Raw genomic sequence first — 18,021 nt, 5'->3', positions numbered from 1 at the left:
GCTCGGCGAAGCCGGAGGGCCTGCCCCGCCCGACCCTCGGCGCGCGGCGAGGCAAGCGTGCGGAGGGTGACACGGGCGGGCTTCGGGAAGGCCGTCAGGTACGTCAGTGCGCTCACCGGGCGCCAGGAGTTGCTCCGTTGCCCCCGCCCCCGCCCCCGCCCCCGCCACGCGGCGAGGGCCGGCCCGCGTCAGACCCTGGTGACCGTCGCGCCCGGCATCATGCCGACCGGGTCGTAGCGCACGGGTGCGCCGGGGTAGGGCGCGTGGATCACCTGGCCGTTGCCGACGTACATCCCGACATGGCTGGCGTCGGAGCGGTAGGTGACGACGTCGCCGGGCTGGGCCTCGGAGAGCGGGACCTGCCGGCCGGCGTACCGCTGGCCCTGCGAGGTGCGCGGCATGGCGACGCCGGCCTGGGCGTACGACCACTGGATCAGGCCCGAACAGTCGAAGCCGGAGGGGCCGTTGGCGCCCCAGACGTACGGCTTGCCCAGGGCGGAGTGGGCGGCGGCGAGGGCGGCGGCCGCGCGGCCGGAGGGCGGGAGGGCGCTGCCGAAGTCGGGCATGACGTCGCGGCCGGAGCGGGAGGCGCGGCCGTAGGCGGCGCGGTCGCTCGCCGTGAGGGTGTTGAGGAGCCTGCGGGCCTGGGCGAGTTTGCGCTCGACGGTCCGCTTGTGAGTGGCGACGGCCTTGCGGCTCTTCTCAAGTTCCACGAGCTTCTTCGCCGCCTCGGCGCGGTCCTGGGCGAGGACGCGCATCGCGTCCTGGAGTGCCTCCAGCTCGCCGGCCTGGTGGGCGCTGATCCGGGCGATCCGGGCGGCCTTGTCGAGGTAGTCGGCCGGGTCGTCGGAGAGCAGCAGGGCGAGGGAGGGGTCGAGGCCGCCGGACCGGTACTGGGCGCCGGCCAGCGAACCGAGGGCGTCCCGCATGGTGTTGATGCTCTCCTGCTGCCGGGCGATCCGGTCCTGGGCCCGGCCCACCTGGTCGCGGAGCTTGTCGGCGCGCTCGTCGGCCTGGTTGTAGGCCTCGGTGGCCTTCTCGGCCTCCTCGTAGAGGCGGTCCACCTTGGTCCGGGTGTCGTCGTGCGGCGTGGCCTTCGCCGGTACGACCCCGAGGGCCGTGGCGGCGGCTGACATGACGCAGAGCGCCGCACCGGCGCCCCGGTCGAACCCGGACGTTGCAAGACGGCGATGGGACCCCACGGGAAGCCGCTCTCCTTCCGCTCGCGGACAAGGACCGCTCCCCCCGTCGGCGGGGGAAACGCGGCAGACAGTAACTCCGAGCGGGGGCGGCCACCAACGACCGCCGTGGGCACACAAAGTGACGCCCCGCCTCTGACGCAGGTCATCGGCGGGGCGCGGGGTCAGCGAGTGCTGTCGTGATTCGCTCGTTCGGGCGGCACGTGGTGTTGATCTTGGAGGCGTACGGAGACGTACGGAGCCGTACGGCCGGGTCAGATCCGGACGCCGAACTGGAACGGCATGTTGTTGATCGACTCGTAGCGGACGACCGTGCCGGTGCGCGGGGCGTGCAGGATCTGGCCGTTGCCCGCGTAGAAGCCGACGTGGTGCAGGTCGCCGTAGAAGATGACCAGGTCGCCGACCTTGAGCTCGGACTGGCTGTAGATGCGCGTGCCGTAGCTGGCCTGGGCCTGCGAGGTGCGCGGGATGGAGACGCCGGCCTGGGCGAAGGCCCAGGAGGTCAGGCCCGAGCAGTCGAAGGAGGACGGGCCGGAGGCGCCGTAGACGTAGGGCGAGCCGATCTTGCTCTGGGCGGCCTGGAAGGCGGCCATCGCGCGGCCGGAGCCGGTGGCGGCGTTGCCGAGGTCCACGCGCTCGGCGGAGGAACGGCTGGCGCGCTCCTCCTCGGCGGCCATGGCGGCCTTCTCCGCGGCCGTCAGGGTGTTGAGCAGCTTCTGCGCCTCGGCGAGCTTGGCCTGGACTTCCTTCTTCTTCTTGCCCAGCTCGGTGCGGGTGGCGGAGAGGTCCTTGAGCTTGTCGGCGGCCTCGGCGCGCTGCTGGGACAGCTCGCGCTGCTTCTCCTGGATCTTCTTCAGCGACTCGACCTGCTGGGCGCTGAGCTGGTCGGCGGTGGACGCCTTGTCCAGGTAGTCGTCCGGGTTCGACGAGAGGAAGAGCTGGAGGGAGGAGTCGATGGTGCCGGTGCGGTACTGGGCGGCGGCCGCGAGGCCCATCGCGTCGCGCAGCTCGTTGAGCTCTTCCTGGCCGCGGGCGACGTTGTCCTGGATGGTGGAGATCTCCTTCTGGAGCTTCCCCTGCTTCTCCTTGGCCCCGTTGTACTCCTCGGTGGCGTGCTCCGCCTGCTCGTAGAGCTTGTCGACCTTGGCCTTGACCTCGTCCTTGCTCGGCTTCTCGCTGGGGGCCGCGTTGGCAGCCTGAGAACTGATGGCCACGGCAGCGGCGGCAGCGGTGGTCAGCACGGTCACACGTGCTCGGCTCGGCTGCTTGGGTCGACGGTGGGACGCCACGGAGGTGAAACCCTTCTTGTGAGTGATCACCCGCTCGGAGGTTCGACGCCAGACCCTAGTGACCCTCTTGTGATCAGATCAAATCCTCACACGAAAAATCTCGTCACACCCGCCATTCTTTACACACAACTCACATGTGGTGACGCGGGCTTGACGCTCGGTTGTGCGACAGGCCGACCAATTCGGGCATTAAGCCTGTACGTTGGCCCTTTCAGGACAGTCGCTTGAGAAGCACCGCAGAAGCCACCGGCCGCGCTCCGGCCCGGGCCACCCCGTCGGCCACCTCGCGGTCGGTCGAGGCGACGATGACCGGCCGGCCCGGCGGCTCGGCGCGCACCAGCTGGCGGATCAGCTCGTCGGCGGTCACGCCGGGCTTGGAGAACAGCACCCGCACGCCGCGCGGCGGTGCCAGCAGCACCGGCGCGGCCAGTTCGGCCCCGTCGAAGACACAGGTCACCTCGGCGCCGGTCTGGGCGGCGAGCTGCGAGAGCTGGCCGAGCAGCCGCAACCGCTGCTTCTCCAGCGGCATCTGGGGATAGCCGGTCTTGGTGACGTTGTAGCCGTCGACGACCAGATGGGCCTGCGGCAGGGCGAGGAGCTGGTCGAGGATCGCGGGGTCGTTCTCGGACAACGCCCGTGCGGCGATGTCCTTCGGGGTCATTCGTCCCGGTTCGACCGCGTCCACGGTCTCGGCGGGGCGCACGGAGACCGGCGGCAACGCCAGCTCACGGCGCAGTCCTTGGGCCGCGTCCAAAAGGGTGTCGAGGAGCAGCCGGACGCGCATGTCCTCGACACTGCGCCCCTCGCGCGCCGCTCTGCGCGTGGCCTCCAGGGCCGCCTCGGCCTCCCCGAGCCGCGCCTTGAGCCGCCGGGTCTCGCTCTCGGCCGCGGAGACCTGGGCCTGCCCCTCGGCGCGTACGGCCTCGATCTCGCCCTGGACCTTGCGCAGGGCGGCCTCGCCGCGCTTGACGTCGCTGAGGGCGGAGCGCAGCTTTCGGTGAAGCGATTCGGCTTCCTTCTTCGCCGCGTCCAGCTCGGCGCGCAGCCGCTCGGTCTCGGTCCGGGTGTGCTCCCGGGCGTGGGCGAGCTCCTCGCGCAGGCGCTCCAGCTCGGCGCGGCTCTCCTCGTCCGCGCGCTCGGCGTCGGCCCGCTCGGCCTCCTCGCCGGCCGCGGTGACCAGCTTGACCCAGCCGGTGGGCCGCAGAACATAGGCCGCGGCCGCCACGTCGAGCGGGTCCGCGGCCGGAGGCGCCGAGCCGGAGTCGAGAGCGCCGGACAGCTCCGGCTGGGCCTCTCTGAACTTCTCCCCGATGCGCTGCCGGAACAGCGGATCGGTCTCCAGCGCGGCGGCCATCGCGTTGCCGGCGAACTTGGCCCGGCGGTTCGGTGCGAACCGGGCGTACTGCCGCAGTTGCGCGGGCAGTTCGCCGACGGTCAGCCCGCCGAAGCCGTCGGACACGATCTGTACGACCTTGCGCCGCACACCGTCGGGCAGCGGACGGTCGAGCACCTCAGCGGCGCCGTCGCCCGGCCCCCCGCCTTGTGTCTCCACCATCCGTCAACACCCCAATTGCCTGTGCGGGGCCGGCTCCCGTCAGGAGCCGGCGCCCGGCCTGTCCACGAGTTCCACCTTGTCCACCGCGTTGCACCAGCGGCAGCGCACGGACTCGATCGTCTCACTGAGCACCTCACGCTCCTCGACCTTGGGCTCACCGGCCAGATCGAGGTGGACGTACTCCACGACCCTGGACGAGCGCGTCACGTCGAAACGCGTGAGGTTGCCGCAGAGGGTGCAGCGCCAGCGCGTCGTGGCGGTGGGCAGGGGAACCGTCATCGTGACTGTGCTCTTTCCTTCTAGGTCTTCTATTGTCCGCGACGCCCCGGTCTCCCCGGTGCGTGTGGCTCGTAACCCTACGGCCTGGCGGGTACTCGCCGCCTGTCCGTCTCGGGCGGCGAGGCGGTCTGTGCGCGTGCGTCCGGTTACGTCATGCTCTGTGTTCATGATCGGCAACTGGAGCGTGGTGCGTTTCGGGACTCGGTTCGGCAGGGCGGGCCGATCGGTCCTGCGGTCACCTGCGCCGGTGACGTACGGGCTGATCGCGCTGTGCTGTCTGCTCTTCCTGACCGGCCCGGCGGCGGGGCTCAATCCGTCGTACGGCTCCGGCGAGGGGCTGCTCGCGGCGCAGCGGGCCTATTTCCACCGCTGGGGCGTGGTCCCGGCCGAGCTGTTCGAGGGGGCGCCCCGGGCCGCCCTCACACCTGCCACGGCCCTCTTCGTGCACGGCAGCTGGGTGCACCTGCTCGGCAACATGCTCTTCCTCTACGTCTTCGGCGTGATGACCGAGGAACGGATGGGCCGCGTCCAGTTCGCGTTCTTCTACCTGGGCTGCGGCTATCTGGCCCTGCTGGGCTATGCCGCCGCCAACGACGACTCCACTCAGTCCCTGGTCGGCGCGTCCGGGGCGATCTCGGCCGTCCTCGGCGCGTTCCTGTTCCTCTTCCCCGGGGCGCGCGTGACAAGCCTGCTTCCCTTCCTGCTCTTCCTGCCGCTGCGCTTCCCCGCCTGGGTGGTGCTGCCGTTCTGGGTGGCCCTGCAGTGGGTGGCGGCGGGGCGGGCGGACCAGGGGCCGGGGGTGGCGTATCTGGCACACCTGGTGGGCTTCGGGCTGGGCTTCGGCTTCGCGTGGGCCCGCTTCGGACGGCCTACTAGAGTGAAGCCCACCCCAGCTCCGGCCCCCGAGGGAGAGAACCAGCCGTGATCACCGCGATCGTCCTCATCAAGACCAGCGTGGACCGGATCCCCGAGATCGCGGAGCGGATCGCTTCGCTGGAGAGCGTGACGGAGGTCTTCTCGGTCACCGGCACCTACGACCTGATCGCCATGGTGCGGGTGAAGCAGCACGAGGACCTCGCCGAGGTCATCCCCGGCCGGATCAGCAAGATCCCCGGCGTCGAGGCCACGGACACGCACGTCGCGTTCCGTACCTACTCCCAGCACGACATCGAGGCCGCGTTCGCCATCGGCCTGGACAGCTGAGAGCACCCCGGCACCTGGCACGGCCCTGGATGAAGAGTTCTTCATCTGGGGCTCATCCGCACCTCCGGCTGCCGTGGGCAGGATCGGCCGCATGGTCTTCTCGCACCGGATCGCGGCCCTGGCCGCCGTAGTGGCGATTCCGCTCGGCATCGCCGCGACCAGCTTCGCCCTCACCGACCAGCCGGAGTCGCCGAAGGTCCCGCCCAAGGTGGAGCTGAACAGCGGCTCCCCCACGCCGACGCCCACCCGGCCCGCAGCGACGCCGAGCGACGAGGTCGTCTCCAGGCCCCCGGTGACCGACAGCTCCGCGAGTGACGACGATGACGACGCTCCCGACCGCGAGACCTCGGACGACGACCGCGGTGAGCTCGGGGACGACGGCTAGCGAGTGCCACCGAGATCAGGACGGCTGCCGGGAACCGTGCCCCGTGGACGGGCCGAGCCGCGGCGACGGGAGCACCCCTGTGGGGGAGACCGTGCGGCCGCGACGCGGAGGACGGAGTCGGATGCGCGTGCCAGACCTCACGGCGCCGGCATGACCCGGGAGACGCCACCCGGTCCCGCGGGCCGGCGGATCTCCGCCCGGGTCCGCATCCTGCTGTGGCTGCTGCTCGTCATGGCCGTCGGACTCGCGTCGGTGGCGGCGACCACGCGCTCGATCCTGCTGCGGGACGTCGACCACCGGGTGAACGGGCTGCTCGCCCAGGAGGCCGGCGAGTTCGCCAACTTCGAGGAGCGGGGCGTCGACCCCGAGACCGGCCGCCCGTTCACCGACCCGTCCCGGCTGCTGCACGAGTTCCTGGAACGGCAGTACGCCGACCCGGACGAGGAGCTGATCGGTCTGGTGGGCCGGCCGGGCCGGATCCCGGCGCAACTCCGCCAGCAGCGCGACATCCACGTCGCCCTGCCCCTGCACGAGGACGCCGACGCCCGCCGCCGCATCTTCGACTCCCCGGACTCCACCGGCACGCTGCACCGCGCGTCCGGCGAGATCCGGTGGGCCAAGGTCGCGGTCGCACGGGCCGGCGGCGCGACGGAGGCCGCGTTCGTCGTCGCCTTCCACCCCGGACGTGAACAGGCCGCCGTGAACGAGGAGTTCCGGATCCTGCTGGCCAAATCTCCGGTGTCGCCCTGCTGATGACGACCGGCATCGGCTGGGCGGTCGCGGGCCGGATCCTCAAGCCAGTACGGCTGGTACGCACCGCGGCGGCACAGCTCACCGAGCAGGACCTCACCCGCCGTATCCCCGTGCACGGACGCGACGACATCGCCGCGCTCGCGCAGACCTTCAACGCGATGCTCGACCGGCTGGAGCGCGCCTTCGCCGCCCAGCGGGAGTTCGTCGACGACGCGGGCCACGAGCTGCGCACGCCGATCACCATCGTGCGCGGCCATCTGGAGCTGATGGGCGACGACCCGGCCGAGCGGGAGGAGACCATACGGCTGGTCACCGACGAACTGGACCGGATGAGCCGCATCGTCGAGGACCTGCTGCTGCTCGCCAAGGCCGAGCGCCCCGACTTCGTCACCCCTGAACCGGTCCAGCTCGCCGAGCTCACCGCCGACGTCTACGTCAAAGCCCGCACCCTGGGCGAACGTGCTGTGCGGCAAGCGCGGCGTGGCCCGGGTCTTCGGCCCGCAGAAGGGGGCGACGCCCGCGCAGGTCGAGGAGCTGTCGGCGGGCCTGGAGAACTGGGCCGACATCCTCAACCGCGACCTCCCCGTCACCCGCACCGACCTGCGGTACGGCGACGGCACCGGCGCGTCCGGCGGCGTGGGCGCCGGCCTCGCCGCACTCGGCGCCCGTCTGCTCCCCCGCTTCGAGGTGCTGCTGGGCCACCTCGACCTGGATGCCCGCCTCGCCCGCGCCGACCTGGCCGTCACCGCCGAAGGTGCCCTGGACCACCAGACGCCGCGCGGCAAGGTCCCGGCCGAGGTCGCCCGCCGGGCCAGGCTGTACGGCCGCCCGGTGCTGGCGCTGGCGGAGGCCCTGGTCCGGGCCTCCGAACTCCTCACGGACGCCACCGAACGCGCCCTGCGGATGATCCTGCTGGGCGCCCGGCTACCGGCTCACGCGGAGGTGTCCGGCACGCAACGCCCGTCCTCCGTACGGTAGTTCCACCGCGCGCCGTCCTGGACCAGCTCCCGTACGGCACCCACGAACCGCTCGACGTGCTCGTCGGGGGTACCGGCCCCGAAGCTCACGCGGATGGCGTTCAGGGACTTCTCGCCGGGCGCGGCCTCCGGCGCGCCGCACTCGCCCTGCGTCTGCGGGTCGCTGCCGAGCAGGGTCCGCACGAGCGGGTGGGCGCAGAACAGCCCGTCCCGCACGCCGATGCCGTACTCGGCGGAGAGCGCGGCGGCGAAGTGGGAGCTGTTCCAGCCGTCGACGACGAAGGAGATGACACCGACGCGCGGGGCGTCGTCCCCGAAGAGGGAGAGGACGCGGACCGCCGGGACCTCCGCGAGCCCCGCCCGCACCTTCTCGATCAGGTGCTGCTCACGGGCGACCAGGTTGTCGAAACCGGCCTCGGTGAGGGCCTTGCAGGCGGAGGCGATGGAGTAGGCGCCGATGACGTTGGGCGACCCGGCCTCGTGCCGCGCGGCACTCTCGTGCCACTCGACGTCGACCCCGCCGTCCTCACGCCTCGTCACCTTACGGCTGGCCCCGCCGCCCGCGAGGTACGGCTCCGCCTCCCGCAGCCAGTCCGCGCGGCCGGCGAGCACGCCGGAGCCGAAGGGCGCGTACAGCTTGTGCCCGGAGAAGGCGACCCAGTCGACATCGAGGTCACGGACGCTGACCGGGTGGTGCGGGGCGAGCTGGGCGGCGTCGAGCACGATGCGGGCGCCGTGCGCATGGGCGGCGGCCGCGAGTTCCCGTACGGGCCACAGCTCACCCGTCACGTTCGAGGCACCGGTGACGCACACCAGAGCCGGGCCATAGGGGTCGCGGTCGGCGAGGGCTCGCTCCAGGGTCTCGACGGCCTGGCGCGGGGTGCGGGGCGCGTTGAGGTAGGTGACCTGGGCGTCGCGCCAGGGCAGCAGGGAGGCGTGGTGCTCGGTCTCGAAGACGAAGACCTGGCAGTCGGCCGGGAGGGCGGCCGCGAGGAGGTTGAGCGAGTCGGTGGTGGACCGGGTGAAGACCAGCTGGTCGCCGGGGCGGCAGTCGAGGAACTCGGCGACCGTCCGGCGGGCGTTCTCGAACAGGTCGGTGGAGAGCTGGGAGAGGTAGCCGGCGCCGCGGTGGACGCTGCCGTAGTACGGGGCGTAGGCGGCGACGTCGTCCCAGACGCGCTGCAGCGCGGGCGCGCTGGCGGCGTAGTCGAGCGCGGCGTAGGTGACCTCGCCGCCGGTGACGAGCGGGACGGTGACATCCCGGCCCAGAACGGGCAGCGGCGAGCAGACGGACTGGTCGGCGGCAGCGGTGGAGACGGACATGACGGAACTCCCGTGAAAGCAGGTGGAATTCACCGCGCGAGCGCATGCGGAACAGGGCGGCTCGAGCGTGGTGAGGGTGAAAGGGGATGCGGAGGCGGGGCTCTGCGGCCCTATCGCATTCGCTTGCTCACGGAAGGCTCCCTCGAACGACCAGGACCCCTGGTTTCGAGAGGGGCCCGCGCTTGCCGCAGACCTCGCTGCCTACGGCCTGGTCTTCACCCGGGGCACCCCGCCACGGACGGAGGGTTGCCGGACAGTCGGCCGGGGCCTCATGACTGTCACTCATGACCTGGTACAGGAACGTACGTGAAATGATCGTGGTCCCGCAACTCGTGTCCGAATCGCGGGACCACAGGCGCATCGCTCACGCGTTGCTCGCGGCCACCCACAGCTCCAGCGTCCGCTTGGCCGCCCCTGAATCGATCGACTCGGCCGCCCTCGCCATACCGAGCCGGATCTGCTCGGCGAGCGGAGCGTCCGTCGGCTCCAACGCCACCAGCGCCGCCGCCGAGTTGAGCAGTACGGCGTCCCGCACGGGCCCCGTCTCGCCCTCCAGCAGCCGGCGCGCGACCTCCGCGTTGTACGAGGCGTCCGCACCGCGCAGCGCCTCCACCGGCACCAGGTCGATGCCGACGTCACGCGGGTCGAAGCCCTCCTCGGTCACCTTGCCGTCGCGGACGACCCACACCCGCGAAGTGGCCGTCGTCGTCAGCTCGTCGAGCCCGTCGTCGCCGCGGAACACCAGCGCGGACGAGCCGCGCTCGGCCAGTACGCCGGCGATGAGCCCCGCCATCCGGGTGTCGAAGCAGCCGACGGCGGAGGAGGTGACGCGAGCCGGGTTGGTCAGCGGGCCGAGCAGGTTGAACGAGGTCGGAATCCCCAGGTCCCGCCGGACGCCACCGACGAACCGCATCGAGGGGTGGAACTTGGCCGCGAAGCAGAAGGTGATCCCGGCCTCGTCCACCACCCGCGCCACGCCCTGAGGCGACAGGTCGAGGTTGATGCCGAGCTTCTCCAGCACGTCGGACGAGCCGCTCGCCGAGGACGAGGCCCGGTTGCCGTGCTTGACGACCTTCGCGCCGGCGCCCGCGATCACGATGGCGGACATCGTGGAGATGTTGACCGTCTTGGCCCGGTCACCACCCGTACCGACGATGTCGACGGCCGGCCCGGGGATGTCCAGCGGCTGCGCGTGGGCGTACATCGCCTCGACGAGACCGTTGATCTCCTCGACCGTCTCGCCCTTGGCCCGCAGCGCCACCATGAAGCCGGCGATCTGGGCGTCCGAGGCCTCGCCGCTCATGAAGCGGTCCATCGCCCAGGCCGTGTCACCGGCACTCAGGTCCTGTCCGGCGAGCAGGGCACTCAGCACCTCGGGCCAGGAACGGCCCGCCGCGGTGTCGCCTCCAGCGGGGGTCACAGCGCTCATCAGCCGCTCCTGGGGTCAAAGGTGTCCCGCTCTACGGGACGCGAGTCTCAACGGGTCCACCCTATCCAGCCCCGGGACCCGGAGAAGGGCCCCGTCCGAAGACCGGACGGGGCCCGCGTCCCACTGCGCAGGGCCCGTGCACGGCCGAGGGCCCCGTCCGGGAAACCGGACGGGGCCCTCAACCGTGGCGTAGCTGGCGCAGCGATCAGTGGTGGCCGTGGCCGCTCGTGATCTCCTTGTACTCCTCGACCGTCGGCTTGGGGATCTGGCCCTCCTCGCCGTAGTACGACTTGCTGAGCTTGGCGCGCAGCTTCTCGGAGCCCTTCACCTTGCGCTCGACGCCGTTCTCGTCGACCGTCGGGCCGATCTCGGCCGGCTTGTACTGCTCGTGCGCGGTGAGCGTGTACAGCGCGTCCTGGCTGAGCGGCTCGTGGACCTCGATGAACTCACCGTGCGGCAGGCGCTTGATGATGCCCGACTCACGGCCGTGCAGCACCTTGTCCTTGTCCCGGCGCTGCAGGCCGAGGCAGATGCGCTTGGTGATGACGAAGGCCAGGACCGGGCCGGCGAAGAAGCCGATCCGGACGAACCACGTGACCGCGTTGATCGACAGGTGGAAGTGGGTGGCGATGATGTCGTTGCCGCCACCGATCAGCATGATCATGTAGCCGGTGACCCAGGCGACACCGAAGGCGGTACGCGTCGGGGCGTTGCGCGGCCGGTCGAGCAGGTGGTGCTCACGCTTGTCGCCGGTGACCCAGGACTCGATGAACGGGTAGAGGGCGATCACGCCGAGGAAGAGTCCGAAGAGCACCAGCGGGACGAAGACGCCCAGGACCAGCGTGTGGCCCCAGAAGTTGATCTCCCAACCGGGCATGGCACGGACCAGACCCTCGGCGAAGCCCATGTACCAGTCGGGCTGGGCGCCCGTCGACACGTGGTCGGGGCGGTACGGCCCCATGGCCCAGATCGGGTTGACGGACGCGATACCGGCGAGCGCGGCGATGGCACCGAAGACCAGGAAGAAGAAGCCTCCGGCCTTGGCCATGTAGACCGGCAGCAGCGGCATGCCGACGACGTTGTTGTTGGTCTTTCCCGGGCCCGCGAACTGCGTGTGCTTGTGGTAGAAGACCAGGATCAGGTGGCCGACCACGAGCCCGAGCATGATGCCCGGCAGCAGCAGGATGTGGATCGAGTAGAACCGCGCGACGAAGTCGACGCCCGGGAACTCTCCGCCGAACAGGAACATCGAGATGTACGTCCCGACGATCGGGACCGACAGGATCGCGCCCTGGGTGAAGCGGACACCGGTACCGGAGAGCAGGTCGTCCGGGAGCGAGTAGCCGGTGAAACCGGTGAACATGCCGAGGACGAACAGCAGGAAGCCGAACAGCCAGTTGATCTCACGCGGCTTGCGGAACGCGCCGGTGAAGAACACGCGCATCATGTGCACGAACATGCCGGCGAGGAAGATGATCGCCGCCCAGTGGTGGATCTGCCGGACGAGCAGACCGCCACGCACGTCGAAGGAGATGTGCAGCGTGGAGCTGAACGCCTCCGACATCAGCGTTCCCTGCAGCGGGACGTAGCTGCCGTGGTACTCCACCTCGTTCATCGACGGGTGGAAGAACAGCGTCAGGTACACACCCGTGAGGATGATGATGATGAAGCTGTAGAGGCAGACCTCACCCAACATGAACGACCAGTGGTCGGGGAAGATCTTGCGCATGTTGGCCTTGGCCAGGGAGTAGATCCCGAGCCGGCCGTCGGCCCAGTCGGCGACGCGCTCGCCGGCCGGTGCCTTCCCGCGTGCGCGGGACTCGGTGGTCTCTGTAGTGCTCATCCGCGCTCCCAGAATGCAGGACCGACGGGCTCTTCGAAGTCGCCGAGCGCCTCGAGGTAGCCCTCGTCGTTCACACCGATGCGCAGCTGCGGCAGGGCGTGGCCGGCCGGGCCGAAGATCACTCGGGCACCGTCGGAGAGGTCGAAGGTGGACTGGTGGCAGGGGCACAGCACGTGGTGCGTCTGCTGCTCGTACAGGGAGATCGGGCAACCGACGTGGGTGCAGATCTTCGAGTACGCGACGATGCCCTCGTGCGACCACTCGAGCTCGCGCTTGTCCTTGATGTCGTCGGGCTGCAGCCGGACGATCATCAGGGCGGCCTTGGCGATCTCGTTCTGGAAGTCGTGGTCGTGCTCCTCCAGGCCCTCCGGCTTGGCGAAGGTGAGGGAGCCGACCGCGACGTCCGAGGGACGCAGCGGCTCGTTGGTGTTCATGTTGACGAGCAGCTTGCCCTTGGACCACAGCGTGTGGCGCAGCTTGGTGCCGGGCAGCGGACCGAGGTCACGCAGCAGGACGACACCGGAGAGCGGGAACAGGGCCAGCGCGCCGAACATCGTGTTGCGGATCAGCTTGCGGCGACCCAGCGCGGACTCCTTCGCGCCCTGCTTGAAGTCGGCCATGACCTTGGCCCTGACCTCGGGCTCCGCCGCGATCGGGTGCCGCTCGTCCGCGATCTCGTGGTCGGACATCAGCGTGCGGGCCCAGTGGACCGCGCCCGCGCCGATGCAGAACAGCGCCGCCCCGAGGGTCAGGCCCAGCGCGAAGTTCATCGCGTTGATGTGCCCGAGCGGGAAGACGAAGATCGACTTGTCGTGCGGGATCGCCACGAACGAGGCGATGAAGCCGACGGTGGCCAGCATCGACACCGTGAACAGCAGGGCGACCGTGCGCTCGGACCGCTTGGCGGCCCGCTCGTCGATGTCCTGGATCCGGTGCTCGTGGGGCGGCAGGCCGGGGTCGGCGAAGGGGTTCTTCTCGTCCGCTACCGCGACGGTGGCGTCCTGCTCAGCGGGCAGGTTCTCTTCTGGAATGTCTTGGCTACTCATGACTTCTTGGCCTTTGCGGTCCGGGCGGCGACCCACACGGCGATGGCGATCAAACCGCCGAGTCCGAAGATCCAGCCGAACAGACCCTCACTGACCGGCCCGAGGCCGCCCAGCTCCAGACCGCCCGGGTTGACCGTCTCGTCGCTGTTGACCGCGTTCAGGTACGCGATGATGTCCTTCTTGTTCTGCTCCGACAGCGTGGTGTCGGGGAACGACGGCATGTTCTGCGGGCCGGTCTGCATGGCCTCGTAGATGTGCTTCGGGTCGACGCCCTCGAGCGTCGGCGCGTACTTGCCGTGCGTCAGCGCGCCGCCCTTGCCGGTGAAGTTGTGGCACTGGGCGCAGTTGTTACGGAAGAGCTCGCCGCCCTTGGCGATGTCCGCGCCCTCGGGGCCGTACTGCTCCTCGGACGGGACGGCGGGGCCGGCGCCCAGCGAGGCGATGTACGCCGCGAGCTGGTCGATCTCGGCCTGCGAGTAGATGTTCTTCTTCCGCGGGACCTGGGCGCCCTGGGAGGTGGCGGCCGGCATGCGGCCCGTCGAGACCTGGAAGTCCACGGCCGCGGCGCCGACGCCCACCAGGCTCGGACCGTCGGTGGTGCCCTGACCGCCGGTTCCGTGGCAGCTGGCGCAGCCGACGGCGTAGAGCTTCTTGCCCTCCTCGATGGTGAGGGACTGGGCGGTTTCCTCGGCCTGCGCCTTGTCCGCGGGCGCGAACACGGCGTACAGCCCCCCCGTGCACGCCAGCGCGAGGAGTAGGACGACGACCGCCGCCAGCGGATGGCGTCGTCGTGCGGAGAGCTTTTTCACGGATTACCCCGGTGTCAGGATCTTCTGCGTCGATGCTTCTGGTTGGTGCGTTTGTGGAACGCGCGCGGGATCGGGCCCGGCTACTTGATCATGTAGATCGTGGCGAAGAGGCCGATCCAGACGACATCGACGAAGTGCCAGTAGTAGGACACGACGATCGCGGCGGTCGCCTGCTCGTGCGTGAACCTCTTCGCCGCGTAGGTGCGGCCGAGGACCAGCAGGAAGGCGATGAGACCGCCCGTCACGTGCAGGCCGTGGAAGCCGGTGGTCAGGTAGAAGACCGAGCCGTACGGGTCGGACGAGAGCGAGAGGCCCTCGTGCTTGACCAGCTCGGTGTACTCGTACACCTGACCGCCGATGAAGATCGCACCCATGATGAAGGTGACGATGAACCAGCCCCGGAGCTTCTTGACGTCACCGCGCTCGGCGGCGAAGACACCGAGCTGGCAGGTGAGGGAGGAGAGCACCAGAATCGTGGTGTTGGTCGCCGAGAACGGGAAGTTCAGGAAGTCTGCCTTCTCCTTCCAGAACTCGGGACCGGTCACCGATCGCAGGGTGAAGTACATCGCGAAGAGGGCCGCGAAGAACATCAGCTCGGAACTCAACCAGATGATGGTTCCGACGCTGGTGAGGTTCGGTCGGTTGACCGACGGGTGCGCGTGACCCTTGTCTACTGTCGTTGCTGTCGCCACGACCGACATTATGTCGGTCGCTTATCCCGCCCTCACTCCGGGGGGTGCCGTTCGGAGTGTCTTCCCCGTTCATACCGGTGTTGACGTGGTGTTCAAGGGAGTAGCATCCGGCTCAACGGGCCTGTCCTTACGACGCTGACGTCACGGAGGAACAATGCAGCCGACCGCCACGGTGCTGGTCTACAGCGACGACTCCAACACCCGCGAGCAGGTGCGGCTCGCCACCGGGCGCAGGCCCGCGCCGGATGTTCCTGTGGTGCGGTTCGTGGAGTGTGCGACTCCGGCCGCCGTCATCAAGGAGCTGGACAAGGGCGGGATCGACGTCTGTGTCCTGGACGGCGAGGCGGTGCCCATGGGGGGCATGGGGGTGTGCCGGCAGATCAAGGACGAGGTGTTCAACTGCCCGCCGGTGCTGCTCCTCATCGGGCGGCCGCAGGATGCGTGGCTGGCGACGTGGAGTCGTGCTGAGGCTGCGGTGACGTTGCCTGTGGAGCCGGTGGAGTTCGCCGGGGCGCTGGCTTCTCTCTTGCGGACGAAGCGGCTTCAGAGCGCCTAGGAGCTCGATTCGGCCTGTGGTCCGGCGACTGCGGGTCGTGGGGGGGCTGGTCGCGCCCACGCGGCGGAGCCGCATATCGATACAGCCCCGCGCCCCTTGGTTGGCTGTCGGCCTGTTGGCCTAGATGCTCTGCGGCCTCAACCTCGCCCGTTCCGACGGGCTCGGGCCCTCCGGTGTGCCGGCTACCAGCGCGCTGCCGTTGCGCCAGTTCTGCCACGGCAGGTTCCAGTCGCCGAAGCCGTTGCCGAAGGGTTCCATGGTGTTGCCGTACGAGTTGATGACCTTGACGATGTCGCCCTCGCGGATGTTTTCGAAGAACCACTGGGCGTTGGCGGTGCTCATGCCGGTGCAGCCGTGGCTGACGTTGGCGTAGCCCTGGGAGCCGACCGACCAGGGGGCCGCGTGGACGTACTCGCCGCTCCAGGTCACGCGGGTGGCGTAGTAGACGGGTAGGTCGTAGGACTCCGCGGAGCCTTCCGCTATGCCGATGCTCGTGCCGCGCATCCGTACGAAGTACTCCTTGGCCAGTACGACCTTGACGCCGTTGCGGGTCTCGAAGCCGGGCTTGCCCGTGGTGACGGGTATCGACCTGACCGCCTCGCCGTTCCGGTAGAGCGTCAGCTGGTGGGAGGCGGCGTCGGTGACGGCGATGACCTGGTCGCCGATGGTTATTCGCAGGGGCTTGACCTTGCCGCCCCATATTCGGTCGCCGATCTTGACGCCTTCGAGATTGCTGCGGGCCTGGATCGTGGCGCCGGTGGGCCAGTACTCCTTGGGGCGGTAGTGGAGTTCCTTGTCGTCCACCCAGTGCCAGGTGCCGTCCACGGCGGGCGTGGAGTCGACCTTCAGGGCCCGCTCGACTATGGCGCGCTGGTTCCTGTCCTTGACGGGCTGGTTCAGGGTTGCGGTGATGGGCTGGCCCACGCCGTACGTGCCCGCCTTCGGGCCGAACTCCACCGTCAGGTGCTTGTTGGTGGTCGGCATGCTGGTGTCGAAGGTGAGGACCTTGCGGCCGGGGGCACCGTCCTCGTCCTCGGTGCTCACCCGCACCGTGTAGCGGGCGTTGGCGGCGAGCGGGGAGGTGCTGTGCCAGCGGGACCCGTCGGCGGAGAGTTCGCCCGCGACGTAGCGTCCTGCGGCGTCCCTGGCGGTGACGTCGGTTATTCGGCCGTCGGAGTCCTCCGCGGTTATCTCCAGGGGCTTGTCGGGGTCGGCCTTCCTGCCGTCGCCCGAGGGGCCGTTGAAGGCGATCTGGTCGGCCGCGTCGTAGGGCTCGGCGGCCAGCGGGTTGCCGTCGCTGCCGCAGGCGGCGGCGTTCGCGCCGAGTGCGGCCAGCAGGAGCGTGCAGCCTATGACGGTCTTCGTGCGCGGTGGTCTGTTGCTCATGGCTTCACGCTAGGAAGCGGCGTCCACAGGGGCGCGCCAGGTGGCCCGTACGGGTAATCTTTATTACTGCAAAAGCAGGAGCCCGGACCCTCCTGACGGAGTGTCCGGGCTCCATGTGAGCTCAGCTCGTGTTACTGGGTGCGGTTCTCACCGCGGTAGTACTCGAAGACCCAGCCCCAGATGCCGACCAGGATCAGCGGCGCCGAGAAGTACATCAGCCACCAGCCGATCGCGACCGACAGGAAGGCGAGCGCGCCACCGATCCCGAGGGAGAGCGGCTGCCAGCTGTGCGGGCTGAAGAACCCGACCTCGCCGGCGTCGTCCGCGACGTCCGCTTCCTTGTTGTCCTGTGCGCCGACGTCGACCCGCTTGGCCGTGAAGCCCAGGTAGAAGCCGATCATGATGCACAGACCGAAGGCCAGGAAGAGGGCCGTGGTACCGGCCGGCTCCTTCGACCAGACGCCATAGACGACAGCCATGGCGAGGACGAAGACGCTCAGCCACATGAACATCTTGCCCTGAACCTTCACTTGCCGGCCTCCTTGCCACCAGCCAGAGCCTTGTCACCGTGAGGGGCGTTCTCGATCTCGTCGAGCGCGGCGATCTCAGGGTGGTGCAGGTCGAAAGCCGGGGATTCGGAACGGATCCGCGGCAGGGTGAGGAAGTTGTGCCGCGGCGGCGGGCAGGACGTGGCCCACTCCAGCGAGCGGCCGTAGCCCCACGGGTCGTCGACGCCGACCGGCTTGCCGTACTTGGCGGTCTTCCACACGTTGTAGAAGAACGGCAGCAGCGACGCGCCGAGCACGAACGAGCTGATCGTCGAGATCGTGTTCAGGGCGGTGAAGCCGTCCGCCGCCAGGTAGTCGGCGTAACGACGCGGCATGCCCTCGGCACCCAGCCAGTGCTGGACCAGGAAGGTGCCGTGGAAGCCGATGAACAGCGTCCAGAACGTCATCTTGCCGAGGCGCTCGTCGAGCATCTTGCCGGTCCACTTCGGCCACCAGAAGTGGAAGCCGGAGAACATCGCGAAGACGACGGTGCCGAAGACGACGTAGTGGAAGTGCGCCACCACGAAGTACGAGTCGGAGACGTGGAAGTCCATCGGCGGCGAGGCCAGGATGACACCGGTCAGACCACCGAAGGTGAAGGTGATCAGGAAGCCGGTCGCCCACAGCATCGGCGTCTCGAAGGACAGCGAGCCCTTCCACATGGTGCCGATCCAGTTGAAGAACTTCACGCCGGTCGGTACGGCGATGAGGAACGTCATGAAGGCGAAGAACGGCAGGAGCACACCGCC

General features: G+C 69.5%; 17 protein-coding genes, 2 pseudogenes and 1 riboswitch. Of the genes and pseudogenes, 6 read left to right on the top strand and 13 right to left on the bottom strand.

The window, feature by feature from the left end; genetic code table 11:
- Positions 1-188: 188 nt before the first annotated feature.
- The 4 genes from ACIBAG_RS16335 to ACIBAG_RS16320 all read right to left on the bottom strand — a co-directional run bounded on the left by ACIBAG_RS16335 (position 189) and on the right by ACIBAG_RS16320 (position 4,322).
- A complete protein-coding gene (locus ACIBAG_RS16335) occupies positions 189-1,202 on the bottom strand; it encodes an NlpC/P60 family protein (protein ID WP_399105476.1) in 1,014 nt (337 codons plus the stop codon).
- Between the two features lie 251 nt (positions 1,203-1,453).
- On the bottom strand, positions 1,454-2,488 hold the full coding sequence (locus ACIBAG_RS16330) for an NlpC/P60 family protein (RefSeq protein ID WP_399106305.1): 1,035 nt from the start codon (positions 2,486-2,488) through the stop codon (positions 1,454-1,456).
- A 211-nt stretch (positions 2,489-2,699) separates the two neighbouring features.
- Entirely contained in the window at positions 2,700-4,043 is a 1,344-nt protein-coding gene (locus ACIBAG_RS16325; RefSeq protein ID WP_399105475.1) for an NYN domain-containing protein, read from the bottom strand.
- Between the two features lie 39 nt (positions 4,044-4,082).
- Complete coding sequence (locus ACIBAG_RS16320; RefSeq protein ID WP_031483293.1) at positions 4,083-4,322, bottom strand: hypothetical protein; 240 nt, start codon at positions 4,320-4,322, stop codon at positions 4,083-4,085.
- 166 nt (positions 4,323-4,488) lie between these two features.
- Between ACIBAG_RS16320 and ACIBAG_RS16315 the strand changes: the two genes are divergently transcribed.
- The 5 genes and pseudogenes from ACIBAG_RS16315 to ACIBAG_RS16295 form a co-directional block, all read left to right on the top strand.
- Complete coding sequence (locus ACIBAG_RS16315) at positions 4,489-5,247, top strand: rhomboid family intramembrane serine protease (RefSeq protein ID WP_399105472.1); 759 nt, start codon at positions 4,489-4,491, stop codon at positions 5,245-5,247.
- On the top strand, positions 5,244-5,525 hold the full coding sequence (locus tag ACIBAG_RS16310; protein WP_031483291.1) for an Lrp/AsnC family transcriptional regulator: 282 nt from the start codon (positions 5,244-5,246) through the stop codon (positions 5,523-5,525). Before ACIBAG_RS16315 ends, ACIBAG_RS16310 begins: the two co-directional genes overlap by 4 nt.
- Before the next feature lie 91 nt (positions 5,526-5,616).
- Positions 5,617-5,910, top strand: a complete 294-nt coding sequence (locus ACIBAG_RS16305) for a small secreted hydrophilic protein (RefSeq protein ID WP_399105470.1) — start codon at positions 5,617-5,619, stop codon at positions 5,908-5,910.
- A gap of 231 nt (positions 5,911-6,141) precedes the next feature.
- A pseudogene (locus ACIBAG_RS16300) lies at positions 6,142-7,124 on the top strand (histidine kinase dimerization/phospho-acceptor domain-containing protein); the annotation flags it as partial.
- A pseudogene (locus ACIBAG_RS16295) lies at positions 7,120-7,641 on the top strand (glycerate kinase); the annotation flags it as partial. The pseudogenes ACIBAG_RS16300 and ACIBAG_RS16295, both read left to right, overlap by 5 nt.
- Here the strand turns inward: ACIBAG_RS16295 and ACIBAG_RS16290 are convergent.
- The 6 genes from ACIBAG_RS16290 to ACIBAG_RS16265 form a co-directional block, all read right to left on the bottom strand.
- A complete protein-coding gene (locus tag ACIBAG_RS16290; protein ID WP_399105468.1) occupies positions 7,596-8,963 on the bottom strand; it encodes an aminotransferase class V-fold PLP-dependent enzyme in 1,368 nt (455 codons plus the stop codon). The pseudogene ACIBAG_RS16295 and the gene ACIBAG_RS16290 overlap by 46 nt on opposite strands.
- Before the next feature lie 173 nt (positions 8,964-9,136).
- Positions 9,137-9,253: riboswitch (SAM riboswitch) on the bottom strand.
- Between the two features lie 74 nt (positions 9,254-9,327).
- Positions 9,328-10,392: an anthranilate phosphoribosyltransferase gene (gene trpD / locus ACIBAG_RS16285; protein WP_399105466.1), complete on the bottom strand. Its 1,065-nt coding sequence runs from the start codon at positions 10,390-10,392 to the stop codon at positions 9,328-9,330.
- A gap of 205 nt (positions 10,393-10,597) precedes the next feature.
- Positions 10,598-12,235: a cytochrome bc complex cytochrome b subunit gene (locus ACIBAG_RS16280; RefSeq protein ID WP_399105464.1), complete on the bottom strand. Its 1,638-nt coding sequence runs from the start codon at positions 12,233-12,235 to the stop codon at positions 10,598-10,600.
- Positions 12,232-13,281 (bottom strand): Rieske 2Fe-2S domain-containing protein, encoded by a 1,050-nt coding sequence (locus ACIBAG_RS16275; RefSeq protein ID WP_399105462.1) that lies wholly within the window; start codon positions 13,279-13,281, stop codon positions 12,232-12,234. The genes ACIBAG_RS16280 and ACIBAG_RS16275 overlap by 4 nt, the downstream gene beginning before the upstream one ends.
- Positions 13,278-14,090 (bottom strand): c-type cytochrome, encoded by an 813-nt coding sequence (locus ACIBAG_RS16270; RefSeq protein ID WP_399105460.1) that lies wholly within the window; start codon positions 14,088-14,090, stop codon positions 13,278-13,280. The genes ACIBAG_RS16275 and ACIBAG_RS16270 overlap by 4 nt, the downstream gene beginning before the upstream one ends.
- Positions 14,091-14,170: 80 nt before the next feature.
- Positions 14,171-14,791 (bottom strand): heme-copper oxidase subunit III, encoded by a 621-nt coding sequence (locus ACIBAG_RS16265; RefSeq protein ID WP_274238363.1) that lies wholly within the window; start codon positions 14,789-14,791, stop codon positions 14,171-14,173.
- 145 nt (positions 14,792-14,936) lie between these two features.
- On the opposite strand from ACIBAG_RS16265, the gene ACIBAG_RS16260 reads away from it, so the two are divergent.
- A complete protein-coding gene (locus ACIBAG_RS16260; RefSeq protein WP_031483276.1) occupies positions 14,937-15,338 on the top strand; it encodes a hypothetical protein in 402 nt (133 codons plus the stop codon).
- Positions 15,339-15,458: 120 nt separating this feature from the next.
- On the opposite strand, the gene ACIBAG_RS16255 is transcribed toward ACIBAG_RS16260, so the two are convergent.
- From ACIBAG_RS16255 to ACIBAG_RS16245, 3 genes are all read right to left on the bottom strand, one after another.
- Positions 15,459-16,724, bottom strand: a complete 1,266-nt coding sequence (locus ACIBAG_RS16255; RefSeq protein ID WP_399105457.1) for an Ig-like domain-containing protein — start codon at positions 16,722-16,724, stop codon at positions 15,459-15,461.
- 131 nt (positions 16,725-16,855) lie between these two features.
- Positions 16,856-17,254, bottom strand: coding sequence for a cytochrome c oxidase subunit 4 (locus ACIBAG_RS16250; protein ID WP_399105455.1), 399 nt, complete (start codon positions 17,252-17,254; stop codon positions 16,856-16,858).
- Positions 17,251-18,021, bottom strand: a 771-nt coding sequence (locus tag ACIBAG_RS16245; RefSeq protein ID WP_399105453.1) for a cbb3-type cytochrome c oxidase subunit I, incomplete at its 5' end; no start/stop codon positions are given. The genes ACIBAG_RS16245 and ACIBAG_RS16250, both read right to left, overlap by 4 nt.

Origin of the sequence: Streptomyces sp. NPDC051243, from assembly GCF_044455405.1 — a bacterium.
In the GTDB taxonomy this organism is placed as follows: domain Bacteria; phylum Actinomycetota; class Actinomycetes; order Streptomycetales; family Streptomycetaceae; genus Streptomyces.
The sequence above is the reverse complement of the archived record's forward strand: the minus strand, read 5'-3'. Positions and strand labels throughout refer to the sequence as shown.

Excerpts from the sequence above, each read along its gene's own strand:
- ACIBAG_RS16325 (WP_399105475.1), bottom strand. The coding sequence starts at position 4,043 with ATGGTGGAGACACAAGGCGGGGGGCCGGGCGACGGCGCCGCTGAGGTG.
- ACIBAG_RS16320 (WP_031483293.1), bottom strand. The coding sequence starts at position 4,322 with ATGACGGTTCCCCTGCCCACCGCCACGACGCGCTGGCGCTGCACCCTC.
- ACIBAG_RS16315 (WP_399105472.1), top strand. The coding sequence starts at position 4,489 with ATGATCGGCAACTGGAGCGTGGTGCGTTTCGGGACTCGGTTCGGCAGG.
- ACIBAG_RS16305 (WP_399105470.1), top strand. The coding sequence starts at position 5,617 with ATGGTCTTCTCGCACCGGATCGCGGCCCTGGCCGCCGTAGTGGCGATT.
- ACIBAG_RS16290 (WP_399105468.1), bottom strand. The coding sequence starts at position 8,963 with ATGTCCGTCTCCACCGCTGCCGCCGACCAGTCCGTCTGCTCGCCGCTG.
- trpD (WP_399105466.1), bottom strand. The coding sequence starts at position 10,392 with ATGAGCGCTGTGACCCCCGCTGGAGGCGACACCGCGGCGGGCCGTTCC.
- ACIBAG_RS16280 (WP_399105464.1), bottom strand. The coding sequence starts at position 12,235 with ATGAGCACTACAGAGACCACCGAGTCCCGCGCACGCGGGAAGGCACCG.
- ACIBAG_RS16275 (WP_399105462.1), bottom strand. The coding sequence starts at position 13,281 with ATGAGTAGCCAAGACATTCCAGAAGAGAACCTGCCCGCTGAGCAGGAC.
- ACIBAG_RS16265 (WP_274238363.1), bottom strand. The coding sequence starts at position 14,791 with ATGTCGGTCGTGGCGACAGCAACGACAGTAGACAAGGGTCACGCGCAC.
- ACIBAG_RS16260 (WP_031483276.1), top strand. The coding sequence starts at position 14,937 with ATGCAGCCGACCGCCACGGTGCTGGTCTACAGCGACGACTCCAACACC.
- ACIBAG_RS16255 (WP_399105457.1), bottom strand. The coding sequence starts at position 16,724 with ATGAGCAACAGACCACCGCGCACGAAGACCGTCATAGGCTGCACGCTC.